The sequence below is a fragment of the Burkholderia sp. MSMB0856 genome (assembly GCF_001524645.2).
In the GTDB taxonomy this organism is placed as follows: Bacteria; Pseudomonadota; Gammaproteobacteria; order Burkholderiales; family Burkholderiaceae; genus Burkholderia; species Burkholderia diffusa.
The window spans coordinates 2,539,106-2,557,980 of record NZ_CP013427.1; the positions used below are offsets into that span (position 1 = coordinate 2,539,106).

The 18,875-nt window shown below is 65.7% G+C and carries 17 protein-coding genes and 4 tRNA genes; 14 read left to right on the forward strand and 7 right to left on the reverse strand.

What is annotated here, in order from left to right:
* Positions 1-110: 110 nt before the first annotated feature.
* The 7 genes from pepN (at position 111) to WS87_RS13085 (ending at position 7,988) form a co-directional block, all read left to right on the forward strand.
* Positions 111-2,804, forward strand: a complete 2,694-nt coding sequence (gene pepN / locus WS87_RS13055; RefSeq protein ID WP_059816280.1) for an aminopeptidase N — start codon at positions 111-113, stop codon at positions 2,802-2,804.
* Positions 2,805-3,092: 288 nt separating this feature from the next.
* Positions 3,093-4,112 (forward strand): class 1 fructose-bisphosphatase, encoded by a 1,020-nt coding sequence (locus WS87_RS13060; protein WP_059530086.1) that lies wholly within the window; start codon positions 3,093-3,095, stop codon positions 4,110-4,112.
* 209 nt (positions 4,113-4,321) lie between these two features.
* A tRNA-Thr gene (locus WS87_RS13065) sits at positions 4,322-4,397 on the forward strand.
* A gap of 181 nt (positions 4,398-4,578) precedes the next feature.
* Positions 4,579-5,388, forward strand: a complete 810-nt coding sequence (locus WS87_RS13070) for a helix-turn-helix transcriptional regulator (protein WP_059816283.1) — start codon at positions 4,579-4,581, stop codon at positions 5,386-5,388.
* Between the two features lie 176 nt (positions 5,389-5,564).
* Positions 5,565-7,310, forward strand: a complete 1,746-nt coding sequence (locus tag WS87_RS13075) for an FAD-dependent oxidoreductase (RefSeq protein ID WP_059816286.1) — start codon at positions 5,565-5,567, stop codon at positions 7,308-7,310.
* Entirely contained in the window at positions 7,307-7,519 is a 213-nt protein-coding gene (locus WS87_RS13080; protein WP_059530094.1) for a hypothetical protein, read from the forward strand. Before WS87_RS13075 ends, WS87_RS13080 begins: the two co-directional genes overlap by 4 nt.
* Before the next feature lie 214 nt (positions 7,520-7,733).
* Positions 7,734-7,988 carry a GlsB/YeaQ/YmgE family stress response membrane protein gene (locus WS87_RS13085; RefSeq protein ID WP_059530096.1) on the forward strand — a complete coding sequence of 85 codons (255 nt, stop codon included), beginning with the start codon at positions 7,734-7,736 and terminating at the stop codon, positions 7,986-7,988.
* Between the two features lie 88 nt (positions 7,989-8,076).
* Here WS87_RS13085 and WS87_RS13090 read toward each other — a convergent pair whose 3' ends face one another.
* The 4 genes from WS87_RS13090 to WS87_RS13105 form a co-directional block, all read right to left on the reverse strand.
* Entirely contained in the window at positions 8,077-8,559 is a 483-nt protein-coding gene (locus tag WS87_RS13090; protein ID WP_059816289.1) for a hypothetical protein, read from the reverse strand.
* Positions 8,556-9,815 (reverse strand): sialidase family protein, encoded by a 1,260-nt coding sequence (locus tag WS87_RS13095; protein ID WP_059816292.1) that lies wholly within the window; start codon positions 9,813-9,815, stop codon positions 8,556-8,558. Before WS87_RS13095 ends, WS87_RS13090 begins: the two co-directional genes overlap by 4 nt.
* Positions 9,803-12,151 carry a TonB-dependent receptor gene (locus WS87_RS13100; RefSeq protein WP_059816295.1) on the reverse strand — a complete coding sequence of 783 codons (2,349 nt, stop codon included), beginning with the start codon at positions 12,149-12,151 and terminating at the stop codon, positions 9,803-9,805. The genes WS87_RS13095 and WS87_RS13100 overlap by 13 nt, the downstream gene beginning before the upstream one ends.
* Positions 12,152-12,278: 127 nt before the next feature.
* Positions 12,279-12,668 carry a DUF2946 domain-containing protein gene (locus tag WS87_RS13105; protein ID WP_059816298.1) on the reverse strand — a complete coding sequence of 130 codons (390 nt, stop codon included), beginning with the start codon at positions 12,666-12,668 and terminating at the stop codon, positions 12,279-12,281.
* A 197-nt stretch (positions 12,669-12,865) separates the two neighbouring features.
* Between WS87_RS13105 and WS87_RS33975 the strand changes: the two genes are divergently transcribed.
* Together WS87_RS33975 and WS87_RS13110 are read left to right on the forward strand one after the other, a co-directional pair.
* Positions 12,866-13,012 (forward strand): hypothetical protein, encoded by a 147-nt coding sequence (locus WS87_RS33975; protein WP_167359231.1) that lies wholly within the window; start codon positions 12,866-12,868, stop codon positions 13,010-13,012.
* 220 nt (positions 13,013-13,232) lie between these two features.
* Positions 13,233-13,826 carry a chorismate mutase gene (locus tag WS87_RS13110; RefSeq protein ID WP_059530108.1) on the forward strand — a complete coding sequence of 198 codons (594 nt, stop codon included), beginning with the start codon at positions 13,233-13,235 and terminating at the stop codon, positions 13,824-13,826.
* Positions 13,827-13,862: 36 nt separating this feature from the next.
* On the opposite strand, the gene WS87_RS13115 is transcribed toward WS87_RS13110, so the two are convergent.
* Both WS87_RS13115 and WS87_RS13120 read right to left on the reverse strand, forming a co-directional pair.
* Positions 13,863-14,990, reverse strand: a complete 1,128-nt coding sequence (locus WS87_RS13115) for an exonuclease domain-containing protein (protein WP_059816302.1) — start codon at positions 14,988-14,990, stop codon at positions 13,863-13,865.
* Between the two features lie 160 nt (positions 14,991-15,150).
* Entirely contained in the window at positions 15,151-15,354 is a 204-nt protein-coding gene (locus tag WS87_RS13120; RefSeq protein ID WP_027783827.1) for a cold-shock protein, read from the reverse strand.
* Between the two features lie 393 nt (positions 15,355-15,747).
* On the opposite strand from WS87_RS13120, the gene WS87_RS13125 reads away from it, so the two are divergent.
* Positions 15,748-16,011, forward strand: coding sequence for a hypothetical protein (locus WS87_RS13125; RefSeq protein ID WP_059816306.1), 264 nt, complete (start codon positions 15,748-15,750; stop codon positions 16,009-16,011).
* A 507-nt stretch (positions 16,012-16,518) separates the two neighbouring features.
* Positions 16,519-17,661: a porin gene (locus WS87_RS13130; RefSeq protein ID WP_059816310.1), complete on the forward strand. Its 1,143-nt coding sequence runs from the start codon at positions 16,519-16,521 to the stop codon at positions 17,659-17,661.
* A gap of 107 nt (positions 17,662-17,768) precedes the next feature.
* On the opposite strand, the gene greB is transcribed toward WS87_RS13130, so the two are convergent.
* A complete protein-coding gene (gene greB / locus WS87_RS13135; protein WP_059816313.1) occupies positions 17,769-18,332 on the reverse strand; it encodes a transcription elongation factor GreB in 564 nt (187 codons plus the stop codon).
* A gap of 130 nt (positions 18,333-18,462) precedes the next feature.
* On the opposite strand from greB, the gene WS87_RS13140 reads away from it, so the two are divergent.
* The 3 genes from WS87_RS13140 to WS87_RS13150 all read left to right on the forward strand — a co-directional run bounded on the left by WS87_RS13140 (position 18,463) and on the right by WS87_RS13150 (position 18,821).
* Positions 18,463-18,539, forward strand: a tRNA-Arg gene (locus tag WS87_RS13140).
* Between the two features lie 67 nt (positions 18,540-18,606).
* Positions 18,607-18,683 (forward strand) — tRNA-Arg (locus WS87_RS13145).
* A gap of 61 nt (positions 18,684-18,744) precedes the next feature.
* Positions 18,745-18,821 (forward strand) — tRNA-Arg (locus WS87_RS13150).
* The last annotated feature ends 54 nt before the right edge of the window (positions 18,822-18,875 follow it).

The following is an 18,875-nucleotide window of genomic DNA, read 5'->3' on the forward strand; positions in this document are numbered from 1 at the left end:
AAAACCGGTAAAAAGTTCGCCCGGCACGCAGCCGCCAGCCTTTGTACAATGGCCCGGTTCGCCCGGCCCGCGCCGCGGGCCCGATCCCCATTCCACCGATCTCGACGACCATGTCCGACAACGCATCCTCCACTGTGATCCGCCGCGCCGACTATACGCCGCCGGCCTTCCTCATCGATTCCGTCGCGCTCGAATTCGATCTCGCGCCGGCCCGCACGATCGTCAGGAATACGATGCGCGTGCGCCGCAATCCGGACGCGGCGCCGACGCCGCATCTGGAGCTGCTGGGCGAAGCGCTCGAATTCCTCGGTGCACACCTCGACGGCGCGCCGTACGGCGCGGTGCGCGTGCACGAACACGGGCTGACCGTCGAAAACGTGCCCGACACGTTCGAGCTCACGCTCGACAGCGCGTGCGCGCCGGACCAGAACACGACGCTGTCCGGCCTGTACGTGTCGAGCGGCAACTTCTTCACGCAGTGCGAGGCCGAAGGCTTTCGCCGCATCACTTATTTCCTCGACCGCCCCGACGTGATGGCGTCGTATACCGTCACGCTGCGCGCCGACAAGACCGCGTATCCGGTGCTGCTGTCGAACGGCAACCTCGTCGACTCGGGCGAACTGCCCGACGGCCGCCACTTCGCGAAATGGGAAGACCCGTTCCGCAAGCCGAGCTATCTGTTCGCGCTGGTCGCGGGCAAGCTCGTCGCGATCGAGGAGAAGATCACGTCCGGCTCCGGCAAGGAAAAGCTGCTGCAGGTCTGGGTCGAACCGGCCGACCTCGACAAGACCCGTCACGCGATGGATTCGCTGATTCACTCGATCCGCTGGGACGAGAAGCGCTTCGGCCTCGAGCTCGATCTCGACCGCTTCATGATCGTCGCCGTGGGCGACTTCAACATGGGCGCGATGGAGAACAAGGGGCTCAACATCTTCAACACGAAGTACGTGCTGGCGAACCCCGAGACCGCGACCGACACCGACTTCGCGAACATCGAATCGGTGGTCGGCCACGAGTACTTCCACAACTGGACCGGCAACCGCGTGACCTGCCGCGACTGGTTCCAGCTGAGCCTGAAGGAAGGCCTGACGGTGTTCCGCGACCAGGAATTCTCGGCCGACATGGCGGCAGGCGACGACATCGATTCCGCGGCCCGCGCGGTCAAGCGCATCGAGGACGTGCGCGTGCTGCGCCAGCTGCAGTTCGCCGAGGATGCGGGCCCGATGGCGCATCCGGTGCGTCCGGAAAGCTACGTCGAGATCAACAACTTCTACACAATGACCGTCTACGAGAAAGGCTCGGAAGTCGTGCGGATGTACCAGACGCTGTTCGGCCGCGACGGCTTCCGCAAGGGAATGGACCTGTACTTCAAGCGCCACGACGGTCACGCCGTGACGTGCGACGACTTCCGTCATGCGATGGCCGATGCAAACGGACGCGATCTCGCGCAATTCGAACGCTGGTACAGCCAGGCCGGCACGCCGCGCGTGTCGGTGCGCACCGCGTACGACGCAGCCGCGCGCCGCTACACGGTCACGCTCGCGCAAGGCTACGGCAATGCGTCGCCGGCCGCGCGCGAGACGCAGCAGGGGCCGCTGCTGATTCCGTTCGCGATCGGCCTGATCGGCCGCGACGGCCGCGACCTGCCGTTGCGTCTCGACGGCGAAGCGGCCGCGTCGGGCACGACGCGCGTGCTCGACTTCACCGACACCGAACAGACCTTCACGTTCGTCGACGTGCCGGAGCAGCCGCTGCCGTCTCTGCTGCGCAATTTCTCGGCACCGGTGATCGTCGAGTATGACTACAGCGACGACGACCTCGCCTTCCTGCTCGCCCACGACAGCGACCCGTTCAACCGCTGGGAAGCCGGCCAGCGCCTCGCGACGCGCGCGCTGCTGACGCTCGCCGCGCGCGCCGCCGCGAACGAGCCGCTCACGCTCGGCGAGAACTTCGTCGCCGCGTTCCGCCGCGTGCTGACCGATGCAGACCTGTCGCCCGCGTTCCGCGAACTCGCGTTGACGCTGCCGTCGGAAACGTATCTGGCCGACCAGATGGCGGAAGCCGATCCGGCCGCCGTGCATCGCGCGCGCCAGTTCGTGCGCCGCCAGCTCGCGACCGCGCTGCGCGCCGAGTGGCTCGCCGCGTACGAGCAGCACCAGACGCCGGGCGCGTACGAGCCGACGCCCGACGCATCCGGCCGCCGTGCGCTGAAGAACCTCGCGCTCGCGTATCTCGCCGAACTCGAGGATCCGGCCGACGCCGTGCGCATTGCGACCGCGCAGTACGACGCGGCGAACAACATGACCGATCGTGCCGCCGCGCTCGGCGCGCTGCTGTCCGCCGCGGCATCGGGCGCGAACGACGCGGCCGCACACGCGCTCGACGACTTCTACCGTCGCTTCGAGAAGGAAGCGCTCGTGATCGACAAGTGGTTCGCGATGCAGGCCGCGCAGCGCGGCACGTCCACGCAGCCGACGCTCGCGAAGGTCCGCAAGCTGATGGCCCACCCCGCGTTCAATCTGAAGAACCCGAACCGCGCGCGCTCGCTGATCTTCAGTTTCTGCGCGGCGAACCCGGCGCAATTCCACGCGGCGGACGGCTCGGGCTACGCGTTCTGGGCCGAACAGGTGCTCGCGCTCGACGCGATCAACCCGCAGGTCGCCGCGCGCCTCGCCCGCTCGCTCGAACTGTGGCGCCGCTTCACGCCGGCGCTGCGCGACCGGATGCGCGATGCGCTCGAGCAGGTCGCCGCCGGCGCGAAATCGCGCGACGTGCGCGAGATCGTCGAGAAGGCACTCGCATAACGTCACGCACGCGATTCGCGTCGCGTGCCCGTGCGACGAAGCCGGCGCCGCCCCGTTGCGGCGCCGGCTTTTTTGTCGTCTGAAGGTTGGCGGGGTCGGAGCCGGACCATGTGTTCAGCCGCCCGGTTTTACCGCCGCTTTCGCGCCGAGCCGCCGCGCCACGCACGCCGGCACCCGGCCGGGACGGCCAACCGACCATGTAACCGGACGAAAAAAGGCGGCGGCTCGGGAGGCGCGCCGGGTAAAATTGCGGCAATTCAAGGATTCTTTGGCCTTTCGGAGTCTGTCATGTCCATTGCCCGCCGCACCACGCTGTCCAAGTTCCTGATCGAGCAGCAGCGTGAGACCAACAACCTCCCCGCCGACCTCCGCCTGCTGATCGAAGTCGTCGCCCGCGCGTGCAAGGCGATCAGCTACAACGTGTCGAAGGGCGCGCTCGGCGATGCACTCGGCACCGCAGGCAGCGAGAACGTCCAGGGCGAAGTGCAGAAGAAGCTCGACATCCTGTCGAACGAAATCCTGCTCGACGCGAACGAATGGGGCGGCAACCTCGCCGCGATGGCGTCGGAAGAAATGGAAACGTTCTTCCCGATCCCTGCGAACTACCCGCGCGGCGAATACCTGCTCGTGTTCGACCCGCTCGACGGCTCGTCGAACATCGACGTGAACGTGTCGATCGGCACGATCTTCTCGGTGCTGCGCTGCCCGGACGGCAAGCAGGCGACCGAGGAATCGTTCCTGCAGCCGGGCACGGAGCAGGTCGCGGCCGGCTACGCGGTGTATGGCCCGCAATCCGTGTTCGTACTGACGACCGGCAACGGCGTGAACTGCTTCACGCTCGACCGCGAAGTCGGCTCGTGGGTGCTCACGCAAAGCAACATGCAGATCCCGGCCGATACGCGCGAATACGCGATCAACGCATCGAACGCACGTCACTGGTATGAACCGGTCCAGCGCTACGTCAGCGAACTGAACGCCGGCAAGGAAGGCCCGCGCGGCGACAACTTCAACATGCGCTGGATCGCGTCGATGGTGGCCGACGTGCACCGGATCCTGAACCGCGGCGGCATCTTCATGTACCCGGCCGACAAGCGCACGCCCGATCGTCCGGGCAAGCTGCGCCTGATGTACGAAGCGAACCCGATGTCGTTCATCGTCGAACAGGCCGGCGGCGCCGCGACGACGGGCACGCAGCGCATCATGGAAGTGCAGCCGACCGGCCTGCACCAGCGCGTGCCGGTGTTCCTCGGTTCGAAGAACGAAGTCGAGCGCGTGACCAGCTATCACAACGAAGGCGAAGGCAAATAAATTTGCACTGCAGCACTAGACGGAGGTGCGAGACGCCAGTACAATCGCGCCTTCGCGATGTGGCCCTGACAGGCTGCATCGCAGTGAAGTGAAAGCGGGAAGTCCGCCGGATCGATGGTTTCGCGAAGCAGCCGCAGCAAGCTGAAAAAAATTTCGCAAAACCTATTGCCAAGATCTCGGATTTCACCATATAATTTCATTTCTCTGCTGCCGGTGTAGCTCAGTTGGTAGAGCAGCGCATTCGTAATGCGAAGGTCGTAGGTTCGACTCCTATCTCCGGCACCAAGATATAAAGGCCTGATAAGCATCGCTTATCAGGCCTTTTCTCTTTTCCGGCGACGATTTCCTATACACGACGAAGTCCTGCGCCACCCTCCCCGTCATTTCCGCTTGCGGGCATCCCCCGACTCCCGCGCCGCGCGCCGCCGATTACAATCGCCGGACCACCCGGCCCTTCCCCCGCATCATGCGCATCTGGCGCCTCGAACGACCCAACCTCGGCGGACAACTGGACGTGTCCCGCGCGACCGGTCTCGTCACCGCGATCGGCGGCAGCGAGCCGAATGCGTTCGCCGCGGAAATCCTGAAGCTGTTCGACGATGCGCTGTCCGTCACGCAGTGCACGATCTTCGCGTATGAGTTCGGCAGCCGGCCACGCACAGTGTCGGTCGCCGATCATCGCGGCGGCCGCTACCTGCGTGACGTCGCCGACACCTACGTGCGACATTTCTATCCGCTCGACGGCAACCAGAAGATCGTCTCCGCCGCGGGTCGCGCAACGCACCGCCGCGACGTGCTGCTGCATCAGCAGGCCGGCGACGAGATCTGCCACGACGCATATCGGGCAGCCTGCTACCGCGGCCCCGACGTGTCCGATCGCCTCGCGTTGCTGATGCAGCCGAACGACTCGACCTGGCTGTCGATCAACCTGTATCGCGCGCATCGCAGCGGCGCGTTCCAGCCGCGCGAGATCGCGGCCATCGAAACGCTCGCACCGCTGATCGCGCAGGCCGCACAGCATCACTACGCGCTCGCCGGCGCGGCGCAGATCGGCATCCCGCAACTGATGCTCGCGCGGCTGCGCGGCGCATGCCCGGCACTGTCCAAGCGCGAACTCGACGTGCTGCGCGGCGTGCTCGAAGGCCAGACCGCGCAGGAGATCGGTGAAACGATCGGCGTGAAGGCCTCCAGCGTCGTCACCTACCAGAAACGCGCGTACCGGCGCCTCGGCATCTCGAGCCAGCGCCAGCTTTTTGCGCTGTGCCTGCAACCCTGAACCGCGCTCGCCGATCCTGAACGCGTCGGGGGTAAATCCCGGCCCGCCGCCGGCCGTACGCTGTCCCCGGAATGGGGACAGCGGTGTTCGGTACGGCTTCCATACTGCATCCAGCCTGCCGCACGCATCGCGTCGTCGAGCGTGCGCAGTCCAACAGTGCAACCTGGAAGCCAACGATGGGCATCAAATTCAAGCCATATCCGTTCGTCGCCGCGCGCCATCCCGCGCATCTGCCGACCTGCAGCGACAGTGTCGACATGCAGCGGCACCGCGTCGCGATCGTCGGCGGCGGGCCGGTCGGCCTCGCCGTCGCGCTCGGCCTCGCCAATCACGGCATCCGCAGCGTGCTGCTCGAAGCCGATGATTCAGTCTGTCACGGCAGCCGCGCGATCTGCATCTCGCGACGCAGCCTCGAGATCATCGAACGGCTCGGCGCACTCGATGGTTTCCTTCGCGTCGGACTGCCGTGGAGCGGCGGACGCAGCTTCTATCGTCACGACGAAGTGCTGCATTTCACGATGCCGCAGGACGAAAACCAGAAGCTGCCGCCGATGGTGAACCTCGCGCAGTATCACATCGAGCAGTTCCTGCTCGACGCCGCACTGCGCCGCCCCGAACTCATCGAAGTCCGCTGGCAGACGAAGGTCACCGGCGTCGCGCAGCGCCCGGACGGCGTGCGTCTCGACGTCGATACGCCGCTCGGCGGCTACGCGCTCGATGCCGACTGGGTCGTCGCGAGCGACGGCGGGCGCAGCACGATGCGCGATGCGCTCGGCCTGTCGCTGCACGGCACCAGCTACGAAGGCCGCTACGTGATCGTCGACATCGCACTCGACAGCGATCGGCCGACCGAGCGGCTCGCCTACTTCGACCCGGCGTCGAATCCGGGCTCGACGGTGCTCGTCCACAAGCAGCCCGACAACGTGTGGCGGATCGACTACCAGCTGCGCGACGATGAGGATCCCGAAGCGGCCGTCAAACCCGAGAACGTGATCCCGCGCGTGCAGAGCCTGCTCGACATGATGGGCGAGCGCGGCGACTGGTCGCCGATCTGGATCACGATCTACAAGGCGAACGCGCTGACGCTCGAACGCTACCGGCACGGCCGCGTGCTGTTCTGTGGCGACGCCGCGCACCTCGTGCCGATCTTCGGCGTGCGCGGCGCGAACTCGGGCATCGACGACGCCGACAATGTCGCGTGGAAACTGGCGTACGTGATTCGCGGCCTCGCGTCGGACGCGCTGCTCGACAGCTATTCGGACGAGCGCGTGTTCGCGACGCACGAGAACCTGCGCTACGGCACCAAGAGCACCGAGTTCATGGCGCCGCCGTCTTTCGCATTCGACCTGATGCGCAAGGCCGTGCTGACGCTCGCGGCCCGGCATCCGGCGTTGCGTTCGCTGATCAATCCGCGTCAGACATCGGCCATCGCTTACACAGCGTCGCCGCTCAATGCGGACGAACGCGATGCGTTCTCCGCTGGGCCGCCGCCCGGCATGGTACTCGCCGAATGTCCGCTGATGCTGCAGGCGTCGAGCGACATCGGCAACGACAACGGCGCGCGGCGCGGTCACCTGACCGATCTCGTCGGCGCGTGCTTCACCGCTTTCCGCTTCACACGCGACGGTGCGTCCGATCCGTCGTTCGCCGATCTCGAACGACGCCTGCACGACGCCGGCATACCGTTCGCGCTGGTCACGCTCGCGCGGCACGCGGCACCGCAACATCCGCGATGCGGCGGCTACGATGCCGACGGCCGGCTGTTCGACCTGTACGGCGCGCGCGACGGCACCGTCTATCTCGTGCGTCCGGACGGACATGTGCTCGGCCGCTGGCACGATGCGCGCGTCACCGACCTGAGCGCCGCACTCGAACGCGTGCTGCACCCGCACACGTCATCCGATCCTCAGGAGAACGCATGATGACCGACACCGAACGCGACATCCTTTACACCGACCTGTGCCGCACGATGACTCGCATCGGCGAAACCGATGCATCGCTCTTTCTCGCGCGCTTCGCACTGCTCGCGATCGAGGCGATCGGCGACGCGGCGACCGTCACCCGCCTGATTGCCGACGCCGGTGACGGCCTGCCCGACACCGACGCATCGACGCCGACGCACGGACGATGACACATGGCGCCCCTTTCCTTACAGATTCATTGCGTAGCCAGACGAATCCCCTGGAAAAACCCGTTAAGGGTGCATAACATTACTTAACGATTCCGACCCGTCTATCGCGTTACATTGCGTGGGCGGCGCGGCGGGTCGCATGCCGCCTTCATGCAGCTTGCGGCGAAACAGCCGACGTCCGGTCATTTCGACTCAACACAAGGAGAGGATCACCATGACTCATGGCTTGATTATGTGGCTCATCATCGGCGCGATCGCCGGCTGGCTGGCGGGCCTGCTCGTCAAGGGCGGCGGGTTCGGCCTGATCGTCGATATCATCGTCGGCATCGTCGGCGCGGTGATCGGCGGCTGGCTGGCCGGGGTGCTCGGCATCAGCCTCGGCAGCGGCTTCATCGGTTCGGTGATCGTCGCGGTCATCGGCGCCGTGATCCTGCTGTTCGTGATCCGGCTGTTCAGGCGCGCGGCCTGACGATCTTCTTGCGTGCCTTCGGGCGCGCTTTCGATTCGTATTTGCATCGAAGCGGCGCGCGGCATCGCCCGCGCGCCACCTTCCGCTTTCACCGGCGCTTGCCGCCTTGCAACCAGCCGTCGAGCACGTCGGTCGTCAGCAATCCGCTGCGCGCCTCGCGTGCGCCATCGCGTCCGATCCACACGGTACGCGGCATTTCTCCCCGCCACCTCGCATCGAGTGCCGCTCGCAGACGCTCGGGCATCGGCTCCGCGTTCGCATATTGCGCGACCTGCGGCGGCAGGTTCATTTGCGCGAGCGCCTGTGCGATTGCCGCACCGTTGTCGTCGTACGCGTCCATCGAGACCATCGCGAGCCGCACGTCCGGATGCCGGCGCTGCCACGCGACCAGATGCACGGCGTTCTCGCGGCAGTAGCCACAATCGAGCGACCAGATCTCGACCGCGAGCGGCCGTTCTGTCGCCGTCGCGTACAACTTCGCGACCTCGGCCGCGCGCAGCGGCTGCAGTTCACCGGCCCATGCGGGCAAGCTCGCAAGCACGGCGCCGATCGACACCATCAGCCGTTTCATTGCTCTCCCTCCACGGGAATGAGTCGATAGCCGTCGTGGCGCGTACGCCACGACAGGTAGATGCGTCCTGCATCGTCGAGCAGTTGCGGGTTGTCGCTCGCACCCGACGTCGACGCGATCACGCGCGGCGCCGACCAGTGCTCGCCGCGATCGTCCGAGCGGCGCAGCTTGATCTGCATCGTGTCGCCGTCGAACGCCTTCCATGCGAGCCACACGACATCGCCGCGCGCGACGAGCGCCGCATGCGATGCCTGCTCGGCCGGTACCGCCGGATTCGCGCCGAACGCCCAGGGCGTGCCGAGCGCCCGGTCATCGGCGCCGATGCGCGAATAGAACACGTCGGCGCGACCCTCGACGACGCCGAACCACGCAATGTGGCGCGTGCCGTCCGGCGTGATCGCGAGCGCCGGCCCGTGCTCGGGGCACGCCTCGACGTGCCAGTTCGAGAACGTCGCGCGCACCGGCACGACGGGCTCCGACGCCGACACGGGCAGCACCGCGAGCGCATGATCGCGGATCTGCCCCGGGAACACGTTGCGCCACACCGCTTCGATATGTCCGGCCGGATCGATCGCCATCGCGATGCGGCAGCATTCGCATGTGTGATCGGTGACCTTGCGCTCGGGCTCGAACGACGCGCCGCCGTCGCGCGACACGGCGAAGTAGACGGCCGCGCCGTCGTACGTCTGCCCCGCCACCTTCGCCGCGACGAGATCACGCTTGTCGATCCACGCGATCGCGATGTTGCCGGCCGGATCGACCGCCATCATGTCGAAGCGGTGCGTGATCGCCTGCCGGTCGCGATGCACGGTGACGGGCACGCTCCAGGTCGCGCCGCCGTCGAGCGAACGCGAGAAGCGCACCATGCCGGTGTACGGCGCATCGAGCGGCATCGACCACGACACGTACACCGCGCGACCGTCCGGGCTCGTCGCGATCTTCGGGCGATTCTCCGCACTCGTGTAGATCGGCTCGGGCATCGCGTTGACGGTCGTGGGTGCGGACAGCGTGCGACCCGCGTCGTCCGAGCGCGCGACGACGACGTGCGCGCCTTCGACCCATGCGACCCACAGCCGGTGCCGCGCGTCGAATGCGGCGCCGGTCGCGAGCGGCTGCTTCTGCTGCGCCGGCGCGGCCTGCATGCTCATGTGCGCCGCATGCGGATCGACGGCGTTCGGCGCGTCGTGCGCGCGTGCGGGCGACAGCGCCGCGAGCCACAGCGCACAGCCTGCCGCGAACGATTTCACAGCGACCATTTCAGTTCTCCGAAGAAAGTGCGGCCCGGATACGGGTGGAATACGTAATAGCGGCGGTCTGTCAGGTTGTCGATGCCGAGCGATGCGGTCCAGTGACGGTCGAACCGGTAGCGCGCCTTCAGGTCGACGACCGTGAAGATGCTCGTGCCGCCGTACACGTCCGGATTCACGTCGCCGTTGTCGAGCGTATTGAACTGGCGGCCCGAGTAGCGGACGCCGACGCTCGCGAGCCAGTGCTCGTCGAAGCGGTACGACGCGAGCAGGTTCGCGCGCATGCGCGGGATGCGCGGGAAGCGCGAACCGACGTAAGCCGGATTCGCGGTGTCGGCCAGAATCTGCGCATTGCTCGCCGACACGTTCGCGTCGATGTCGAGCCCGCGCAGCCCGACGTTCTGACCGCTGAAAGCGAGTTCGACGCCGCGTACGCGCACGCGATCGACGTTCGAGATGTTGGTGACGGTCGATGCGCCCGACACCGTCGTCTGGCTGTAGATCGAATCGCGCAGGTCGCTCTGGAACACGCTCGCGCGCACGACGCCGACGCCCACGTCGCGCTCGGCCGTGAAGTCCCAGTCGATCGCCTTTTCCGGACGCAGGTTCGGGTTGTTGTTGAGGATCGCGTTGTTCGAGATCGTGCCCTGGAACAGTTCGCCGACCGTCGGAAAGCGCGTGCCGGTCGCGAACGACAGCCGGAAGCGCCAGACGTCCGTCGCGTCCCATTGCAGCGCGACTTTCGGCGACAGCGCATTCGCGCCGCGGTCCGCGTAGCCGAGCATGCCGTTGGCGTTGCCGAGCGCGCCGCCGTATGCATCCCAGCGCTCGTAGCGCAGGCCGAGGGTCGCGAGCCAGCCGGGCGCGAAACGCCACGCGTCCTGCGCGAACAGCGCCTGCGTGCGCGTGTCGCCCCGGTAGACGCTCGCGACCGACGTAGTCGGCCCGGCCAGCCAGTCGGCCGTATTGAACGTGACGTTGCGCAGGAAATAGTTGTCGTAGTGATAGCCGAACGTGAATGCGTGGCCCTTCACTTCCGGCGCCTCGGCCTTCAGGTCGAACGTGCGCCAGCCCGTGCCGTCGCCCTGGAACAGCGTGCCCGCCCCGCCCTGCACGGTCGACGCCGCGCGCAGCACGTCGCGCGACACGTCGTACGCCGACACCACGCCCGACAGCCGCCAGCCCGAATCGAGCCGGCCGTTCAGGCCGAGCGCGTACAGCCAGTTCTCCTGGTCGCCGCGCTGCGGCGCGAACGCGCTCGGCGCGACGGTCATGTTCCGGCCGCCGATCGACACGTTGCCGCCGTAGACGGGATTGCCGGCCGCATCGCGCAGGAAGGTTTCGCCGTGCTGCCGGTAATGGTTTTCCCAGTGCCCGAGCGTCAGTGTCGCGTCGACGCGGTCCGTGAACGCGTAGCCCATCCGCACCGTCCCGTTGAGCTGCTCGGTCCGCTCGATGGTCTGCGCGCCGACGATCGTGCGCGGCTTGCCGTTCGGTCCGATGTCGGTAGCCGCCCCCGTCACCGGCACCGCGGCGCCGAGCTTCGGGTTGTAGGCTGAATTGGGGCCCGCATACTGCATCGGCTGGCCGTTGTTCTCCAGCCGGTCGAGCGACAGCGAAAACCAGAACTTGCCGATGCGGTTCGCGATCCGCGCGGTCTGGTGATTGCCGCCGAAGCTGTCCGCGAAGCCGTAGCCATCGTGATAGCGCTGCGTGAAGAATTGCGTCGACAGCGACGCCTCGAGTGCGTCGGGACGCCGCGTCGTCAGCAGCACGGTCGAGCCGATCGCGTTGCCGGGATACAGCGCGGAAAAGGGACCATACAGCACGTCGACGCGCGCGATATCGTCGGGCGCGATCAGCGACCAGCGCGGCGGATACGCATAGCTCGACCCGAGCAGGTTCGACAGCAACAGGCCGTCGGCGTAGACGAGCCCGCGCGCGCTCTGCAGCTCGTTGAAGTCGCGGCCGGCGAACACGCTGTTGCGGTCGCCGATGTAGCGCTTGCGAACCATCAGGTTGGGGGCGTACTTCAGCGCGTCCTCGGTGGTGACGTTGGTGTGCGCGTCGATCTGCTCGCGCGTGATCGACTCGACGACGGCCGGCGTATCGGGATCGACGGGTCGCCGCCGAGCGGTGACGCTGACGGCGGTCAGCGTGTCGCCGGTCGGCGCGGGCGCGGCAACCGGTGCGGCATGGCCGGCCGGGTCGCCCGGACCGCCGGGCGCCGGGTCAGCGGATACGCCATCGATCGTGGCCGCCTGCGCGGCAGGCCAGGCAAAAACGGCCGCGCAGGCGAGCGCGAGCCGGCCGCGCGACGGCCGCGCGGCGAAGGTGAACGGCATGGATGAATTCCTGGAAACGTGACCGGACACCGCCGGGCGCGAGCCGACGCGCCGCGCGCACACGGCGCGGCGCGCGGACCGGGCCGCGGGCGGCACGCGCGCCACCGGGACGCGCGGACGATATCAATCAGATCGGGACGTTTTCAGGCGGGCCGCGCGGCTGCGCGAGACGGATGCCCTTGCGGGGAAAAACGGGAACGGCCGGGGCGGCCGCCCGGTACGCGAAGGCGCGCACGAAGCCCGGCAACGCAGGCAGGCTCGTGCCGAGCGCCACGTTCGCCGCGAAGCCGGGACAGTACACGCAATGCGGCACGCCGGCATGGTCGAACGACGATGTGCCGCGGTCGTCGCCCGACTGCGCGAGGACGATCTGACGCGCACCTGCCGCACTGCACAATTCGAGCGTGAGCTCGCCGGAACCGTTCGATGCGAGACGCGCGTAGCCGACGACGGGCGACAGTACGTTCAGTACGAGCGCCAACCATACGAGGCCGATCCATCGCATCGTTCGTTTCATCGCGGTCCAGGAAAAAGTGCGCGCAAGTATAACAAGCGGCCTGATCGTTGCCGACGTGCGAGGTGCAATAGTCGGCATCGCACGGTGCGCAGCAGCGCATGTGCCGTTAATACAACAGAGACAAAATCTAACGATTCGCCTCTGGCAAAAATCCGAGCGCGAGGTTGATAATTATTGAACCTGCTGGAGAAATGACCATGGACGAAAGACCAACCCGCATGCCCCCGCCCGAGCAAGTGATGAGCCCGGATCCGGAACCCGTCGGCGTGGAATTCCTCGCCGAGTTGCCCGAGTATGTCCGGGCATTCTTCGACGAGCAGCACAAGCTGTACTCGCCGAAGTGAACCTACGTTCCGTTCTGTAACCGCCACGTGTCGATCGATATCGTGCGGTTCATCGCTGCGTTTTCGGCGCAGATCGCTTCGCACCCGGGCTGCAACGGCCTGACGGTGCCGGATCAGCGCGTCCGCTGATTCTTCTGTCGCGTCGTTCCGCCGCGCGACTGTCTTCGTCTATCCTTCTGGTTTTCCACCTCCGGCCCGTCCGGTTCTCCCGATCGTTCCGATGAAACAAGCCATTCGTGCCAGCGTCGCTGTCGCCGCGCTCGGCGTCGCCCTTTTTTCGTCGCCGCACATCGCACGCGCGGACGGCGACGACACCGCGCTCACCAATCTCGTCGCGCTCGCATCGCAGCGGCTCGCCCTGGCCGAACCCGTCGCGCGATGGAAATGGGCGAATCACAAGGCAATCGAGGACCAACCGCGCGAAGCGGCACTGCTCGCATCGGTCGAGAAGCGCGCCGCACAGTCCGGCGTGGATCCGGCGTTCGCGCGCACGTTCTTCGAGGATCAGATCGCCGCGAGCAAGGACGTGCAGAACGCGCTCTTTGCAACGTGGCGCGCGACGCGGCCGCCGGAAGGCTCCCCGCCCGACCTCGCGACCAGCACGCGGCCGGCGCTCGATCAGCTCACGCAAAAGATGCTGGCCGGCCTCGCGCAAGTCGCACCGCTGCGCGACGCACCCGACTGCCAGGCGCGGCTCGCACGCAGCATCGCGAACTGGAAGACACTGACCCGCTACGACCGCACCCAGACGCAGGCGCTCGGCATCGCGCTGTCGCACGTCTGCTCCGCCGGCGGCGCCAGCGCGATCGGCTGACGGCGCACGGCCATTGCGCGCGGCAGCCGGCCGTGCTCAGTCGGCAGGCGTGAGCGCCGCTAGCGGAATCAGTTGCAGGCCGCGCGCGAGATGCGTCTGCAGCAGGCGATGGGTATGCGGTTCGAACGCACCGTCCGCGCCGTCGGCCACGAGCCGCGCGGCCGCATCGAGCGATTCGGCCGCACCGAGGTAGCGCCAGCCGTCGATCACGTGAAACAGGCGGCGCTCGCCGCTCGCCTCGAACGCGACCGGGCCGTCGAACGGCCAGGGCGCATTGCCGGCACGGCCACTTTCGGCCGCGGGACGCCGGTTGTATGACGGACGCAGGCGAGCAATCCACTGGGCTTCCGCAAGCATCGCGCCGAGTTCGTTGCCGGTCTCCCGCCATTCGACACGCCGCACCTGCTGCGCAATCCGCATTTCCTTCGACGAACGCCGCTCGCCGGTCAGCAGCGCACGCAAGCGCTGCCGCACGCGCACGCTGCGGCCGACGTACAGCGCTTCGTCGCCCTCCCCGAACAAGGCGTACGCACCGCATCCGGCCGGCGCGGTATCGAGCCACGCTTCGGTCATGCCGCCCGCGAGACGGAAGTGGCGCGTCGTGCGCGCAATCTGGTCGCGCAGACGCTCGAGCGGCACGATCTCGTGCAATTGCCGCCAGAACTGCCAAAGGAGATCGGCATCCGCTAGCGCCCGGTGGCGGGCGGCGGGGACGAGACCGTGGCGTTCGATCAGCGCATCGAGTCCGTGTCGCGCCTCCCGCGGAAACAGCGCGCGCGACAGCCGCACCGTGCACAGTACGTCCGGATTGAACGCGAAGCCGGCGCGCTCGAATTCGGCACGCAGGAAGCCCCGGTCGAAGCTCGCGTTGTGCGCGACGAACAGCTTGCCGTCGAGCCGCTCGAACAGCACGGGCGCGAGCGACGCGAACGACGGCGCGTCGCGCACCATCTCATCGGAAATGCCCGTCAGTTGCTGGATGAACGGCGGAATCGATTGCCCCGGGTTGACCAACGTCGTCCATGTCGATATGCCCAGCGGGCCGATTTCGACCACGCCGATTTCAGTGATGCGGTGCTCGGCGGACGAACCACCGGTGGTTTCGAGGTCGACGAAGACGAGCGGCTGTTCGCAGGCGGGATCTGACGGGCTGAAATCGGACATAAAAGGCGGGAGAAACGATGCTTCCGTGAGTATGCACCGGCAGGCGTGTTCGCGACCAGTCCGAAGCGGATTCGATTCACCGGTCTCGGGTTTTCGTGCCCCAAAAAGCAAAAAGCCCCCGCGATGCGGGGGCCGGACGAGTTCGGCAATGCGTGGCGCGTCAGACCGCCTGGATATTCGCTGCCTGCTTGCCTTTCGGCCCGACTTTCACTTCGAAGGAAACGCGCTGGTTTTCCTTCAGCGTTTTGAAGCCGTCCATGCGGATTTCGGAAAAGTGCGCAAACAAATCTTCGCCGCCATTGTCGGACGTAATAAAGCCGAAACCTTTAGCATCGTTAAACCATTTTACGATACCGGTATCCATACCTTCGTTCCCCACTCGATTAGATCAAAAAAGCTACTGTTTATAGCCGCTTCCCGAAATCCCGCAACGGCGCGCCGACACTCACCCCCAGCGCTCCGCCCGGGGACGGAGTGCTGACTTTATAAATTGGACAATCCAGGCGCGTCAAGGGAATTTTTGGCACTTTCTTTATCAAAAAAACGTCAATACCACTGGAATCGGTACACCATCGTCTTTTATTAATTGATCCGCATCAAAAACCTGTCAATATTACCTGGATCGAATCCCACATAATCGAAACAGTGAAAAACCTACCGGGGACAAATCGGGTCGGTAAAATCCTCGGGTTTTTTCCGGATTGCGAAGAACGAGGGACGTTGCGATGCTGGTGCAAGGCAATGGAAGGAGAAGGTCATGTGGCTGGACGGAATCAAACGCTTCGCGAGCCGACTCGCACGCGTGCGCCGCAAGTCCCGCGCGTTGGCCGAGTCCCGTGACACACCTTGCGACACCGAATTCGACCCGACGTGGCACGGCGATCATTGGCAGAACCTGCTGGCGTCACCGCTGGACGCCCGTCACTACGTGATGGAAGACTGGACGTATACGCCGCCGCAACCCGAAGCCGACGACACGCCGCCGACGGGCAAGCGCAAGCGACGCTCGTACCCGCGATAGGGATCGGGACGACGGGCAAAAAAAAGCGCGACTGGGAAGTCGCGCCGACAAAGGTTTGGAGATCTTTTCCGTCAACGAAAAAGTCTGCTTCGGAAAGCAGAGATCGCAGTATAGCGAGAGATCATCCTTTCATTATCCATGCCCCACACAAACCTCTATTGCCGATGTGTCAATAATCGCGCTAGTCCTACTTCCGCCCGCCAGTGAGTGCCTGTCGCGATCGCGCAACGTCCACGACACCCTTTACGCAGTCCTGAGCACCTTCTCCACCTGCTGCGCTGCCGCAAAGCCTTGGTGGCCGGGGCTCCCGGCGCATACACTTATTCTTGCGGGATTCAAAATACAGTATTGCCGGAAGCAATTTTCTTCTGCACCCGGCCCCATCCGTACACTGCAAATGGATTTCCGACGAGGGTGCCGCGCTCCACGCGCACGGTGTCGCCGACCCGCGACGCCGCCGATGCCCGCAGCAGGTTCGATCGACATCATCCTGTTTGGAGACAGATCATGAAAAAGCCCCTGATCGTCGCGGCATTGACCGGCATGTGCGCCACTGCCGCCCATGCGCAAAGCAGCGTCACGCTGTACGGCCTGATCGACGCCGGCATCACTTATACGAACAACCAGGGTGGCCACAGCGCGTGGCAGGAGACGAGCGGCTCGATCAACGGCAGCCGCTGGGGCCTGCGCGGCACCGAGGATCTCGGTGGCGGACTGAAAGCCATCTTCACGTTGGAAAACGGCTTCGGCATCAACAACGGTTCACTCAAGCAGAACGGCCGCGAATTCGGCCGCCAGGCGTTCGTCGGCCTCGCGCACGAGAGCTACGGGTCGCTCACGCTCGGCCGCCAGTACGACAGCGTCGTCGATTTCCTCGGCCCGCTGTCGCTGACCGGCACCCAATACGGCGGCACGCAGTTCGCGCACCCGTTCGATAACGACAACCTGAACAACTCGTTCCGGATCAACAACTCGGTCAAGTATCAGAGTGCCAATTACGGTGGCCTGAAGTTCGGCGCGCTGTACGGCTTCTCAAATTCCAGCGATTTCTCGAACAACCGCGCATACAGCGTGGGCGCGTCGTACAGCTACATGGGCTTCAACGTCGCGGCCGCGTACATGCAGCTCAACAACAACATCAACGCGCTGTCGCTCGCAGCCAGCGACCCCGGCGCGGTGGCCGGCGACTGGACGTTTGCCGCCAGCCGTCAGCGCACCTGGGGCGCGGGCCTCAACTACACGTTCGGGCCCGCGACGGCCGGCTTCGTGTTCACGCAGACGCGCCTGACCGATTCGGCCAGGATCAGTGCCGGGCAGTCCGGTGTGTCGGGCGGCATCCCGCTCACCGGCGGCACGCGCTTCAACAATTACGAAGCGAACGGCCGCTACGCGCTGACACCGGCGTTCTCGCTCGCGGGCTCGTACACGTACACCGACGGCCGCCTCGACGGCCAGACGCCGAGCTGGCACCAGTTCAACCTGCAGGCCGACTATGCGCTGTCGAAGCGCACCGACCTGTATCTGCAGGGCGAGTACCAGCGGGTCAATGCGGACGGCCTGGCGGTCGGCGCGAACATCAACGGGCTCGGCACCGCGTCGTCGACGAACAAGCAGATCGCGGTCACGGCCGGCATGCGCCACCGCTTCTGAGCAACGCAATCGCTCCCGCCTCTTCGGCCCGGAGCGCCATGACAAGCGCCCCACCCCGGGGCGCTCGTCGTTTCAGCGCGGCACTGCGCGGATGCACCACTCGCTACTCACGCGCTGCCCGGTGCCGGATAGCGAACGTCGAGCACGTCGATCGGCTGGGGACCGGCCGGCGTCATCAGCGTGACGGTGTCGCCGATCTTCGCCTTGATGAGTGCCCGCGCGACCGGCGAGATCCAGCTGACACAACCGCGATCGAGATCGACCTCGTCGATCCCCACGATCGTGACGGTGTGATCCTCGCCGTCCGGCGTCGCGTAATCGACAGTCGCGCCGAAGAACACCTGGTCGACATTCTCCTGCCGGCTCGCGTCGACGACTTCGGCGAGATCGAGCCGCTTCGTCAGGAAGCGGATCCGGCGGTCGATTTCGCGCAACCGCCGCTTGCCGTAGATGTAGTCGCCGTTCTCCGACCGATCGCCGTTCGACGCGGCCCACGACACCAGCCGCACGACCTCGGGACGCTCGACGTCGATCAGGTTCAGGAGTTCGTCCCTGAGCCGCTTGTGGCCGGCCGGGGTGATGTAGTTCTTCGTGCCCGCCGGAATCGCGGGTTGACTCGAGTCGAGATCGTCGTCGTCGCCGTCCGACTCTTTGACAAACGCCTTGTTCATGATGCAGATTCAACACATGGATGACTGATGCATCAAGGGTACACGAACGCGGCCGCCCAAGATCGGGTGACATTTTTTGCGAATAAGGCTTCCCTTTTTATACAACCCTGCTATACTTCCGCTTCTGCGTGCGGCTGTAGCTCAGTTGGATAGAGTACTTGGCTACGAACCAAGGGGTCGTGGGTTCGAATCCTGCCAGCCGCGCCACCTTTTTCGAGGGCCTTCCAAACCGAAGGCCCTTTCAGTTCGATGTTGTAGCGTTTTGTTTTTGCGTGCGGCTGTAGCTCAGTTGGATAGAGTACTTGGCTACGAACCAAGGGGTCGTGGGTTCGAATCCTGCCAGCCGCGCCACCTTTTTGGGGGCCTTCCCATCGCAGAAGGTTCCGACAGTTGAAGCAGTACCGTTTTGCGTGCGGCTGTAGCTCAGTTGGATAGAGTACTTGGCTACGAACCAAGGGGTCGTGGGTTCGAATCCTGCCAGCCGCGCCACCTCAGAAGGGCCTTCCTCCGGGAAGGCCCTTTTTCTTTTCTGCCCCCTCTTCT

Excerpts from the sequence above, each read along its gene's own strand:
- pepN (WP_059816280.1), top strand. The coding sequence starts at position 111 with ATGTCCGACAACGCATCCTCCACTGTGATCCGCCGCGCCGACTATACG.
- WS87_RS13060 (WP_059530086.1), top strand. The coding sequence starts at position 3,093 with ATGTCCATTGCCCGCCGCACCACGCTGTCCAAGTTCCTGATCGAGCAG.
- WS87_RS13070 (WP_059816283.1), top strand. The coding sequence starts at position 4,579 with ATGCGCATCTGGCGCCTCGAACGACCCAACCTCGGCGGACAACTGGAC.
- WS87_RS13075 (WP_059816286.1), top strand. The coding sequence starts at position 5,565 with ATGGGCATCAAATTCAAGCCATATCCGTTCGTCGCCGCGCGCCATCCC.
- WS87_RS13080 (WP_059530094.1), top strand. The coding sequence starts at position 7,307 with ATGATGACCGACACCGAACGCGACATCCTTTACACCGACCTGTGCCGC.
- WS87_RS13085 (WP_059530096.1), top strand. The coding sequence starts at position 7,734 with ATGACTCATGGCTTGATTATGTGGCTCATCATCGGCGCGATCGCCGGC.
- WS87_RS13090 (WP_059816289.1), bottom strand. The coding sequence starts at position 8,559 with ATGAAACGGCTGATGGTGTCGATCGGCGCCGTGCTTGCGAGCTTGCCC.
- WS87_RS13095 (WP_059816292.1), bottom strand. The coding sequence starts at position 9,815 with ATGGTCGCTGTGAAATCGTTCGCGGCAGGCTGTGCGCTGTGGCTCGCG.
- WS87_RS13100 (WP_059816295.1), bottom strand. The coding sequence starts at position 12,151 with ATGCCGTTCACCTTCGCCGCGCGGCCGTCGCGCGGCCGGCTCGCGCTC.
- WS87_RS13105 (WP_059816298.1), bottom strand. The coding sequence starts at position 12,668 with ATGAAACGAACGATGCGATGGATCGGCCTCGTATGGTTGGCGCTCGTA.
- WS87_RS33975 (WP_167359231.1), top strand. The coding sequence starts at position 12,866 with ATGGACGAAAGACCAACCCGCATGCCCCCGCCCGAGCAAGTGATGAGC.
- WS87_RS13110 (WP_059530108.1), top strand. The coding sequence starts at position 13,233 with ATGAAACAAGCCATTCGTGCCAGCGTCGCTGTCGCCGCGCTCGGCGTC.
- WS87_RS13115 (WP_059816302.1), bottom strand. The coding sequence starts at position 14,990 with ATGTCCGATTTCAGCCCGTCAGATCCCGCCTGCGAACAGCCGCTCGTC.
- WS87_RS13120 (WP_027783827.1), bottom strand. The coding sequence starts at position 15,354 with ATGGATACCGGTATCGTAAAATGGTTTAACGATGCTAAAGGTTTCGGC.
- WS87_RS13125 (WP_059816306.1), top strand. The coding sequence starts at position 15,748 with ATGTGGCTGGACGGAATCAAACGCTTCGCGAGCCGACTCGCACGCGTG.
- WS87_RS13130 (WP_059816310.1), top strand. The coding sequence starts at position 16,519 with ATGAAAAAGCCCCTGATCGTCGCGGCATTGACCGGCATGTGCGCCACT.
- greB (WP_059816313.1), bottom strand. The coding sequence starts at position 18,332 with ATGAACAAGGCGTTTGTCAAAGAGTCGGACGGCGACGACGACGATCTC.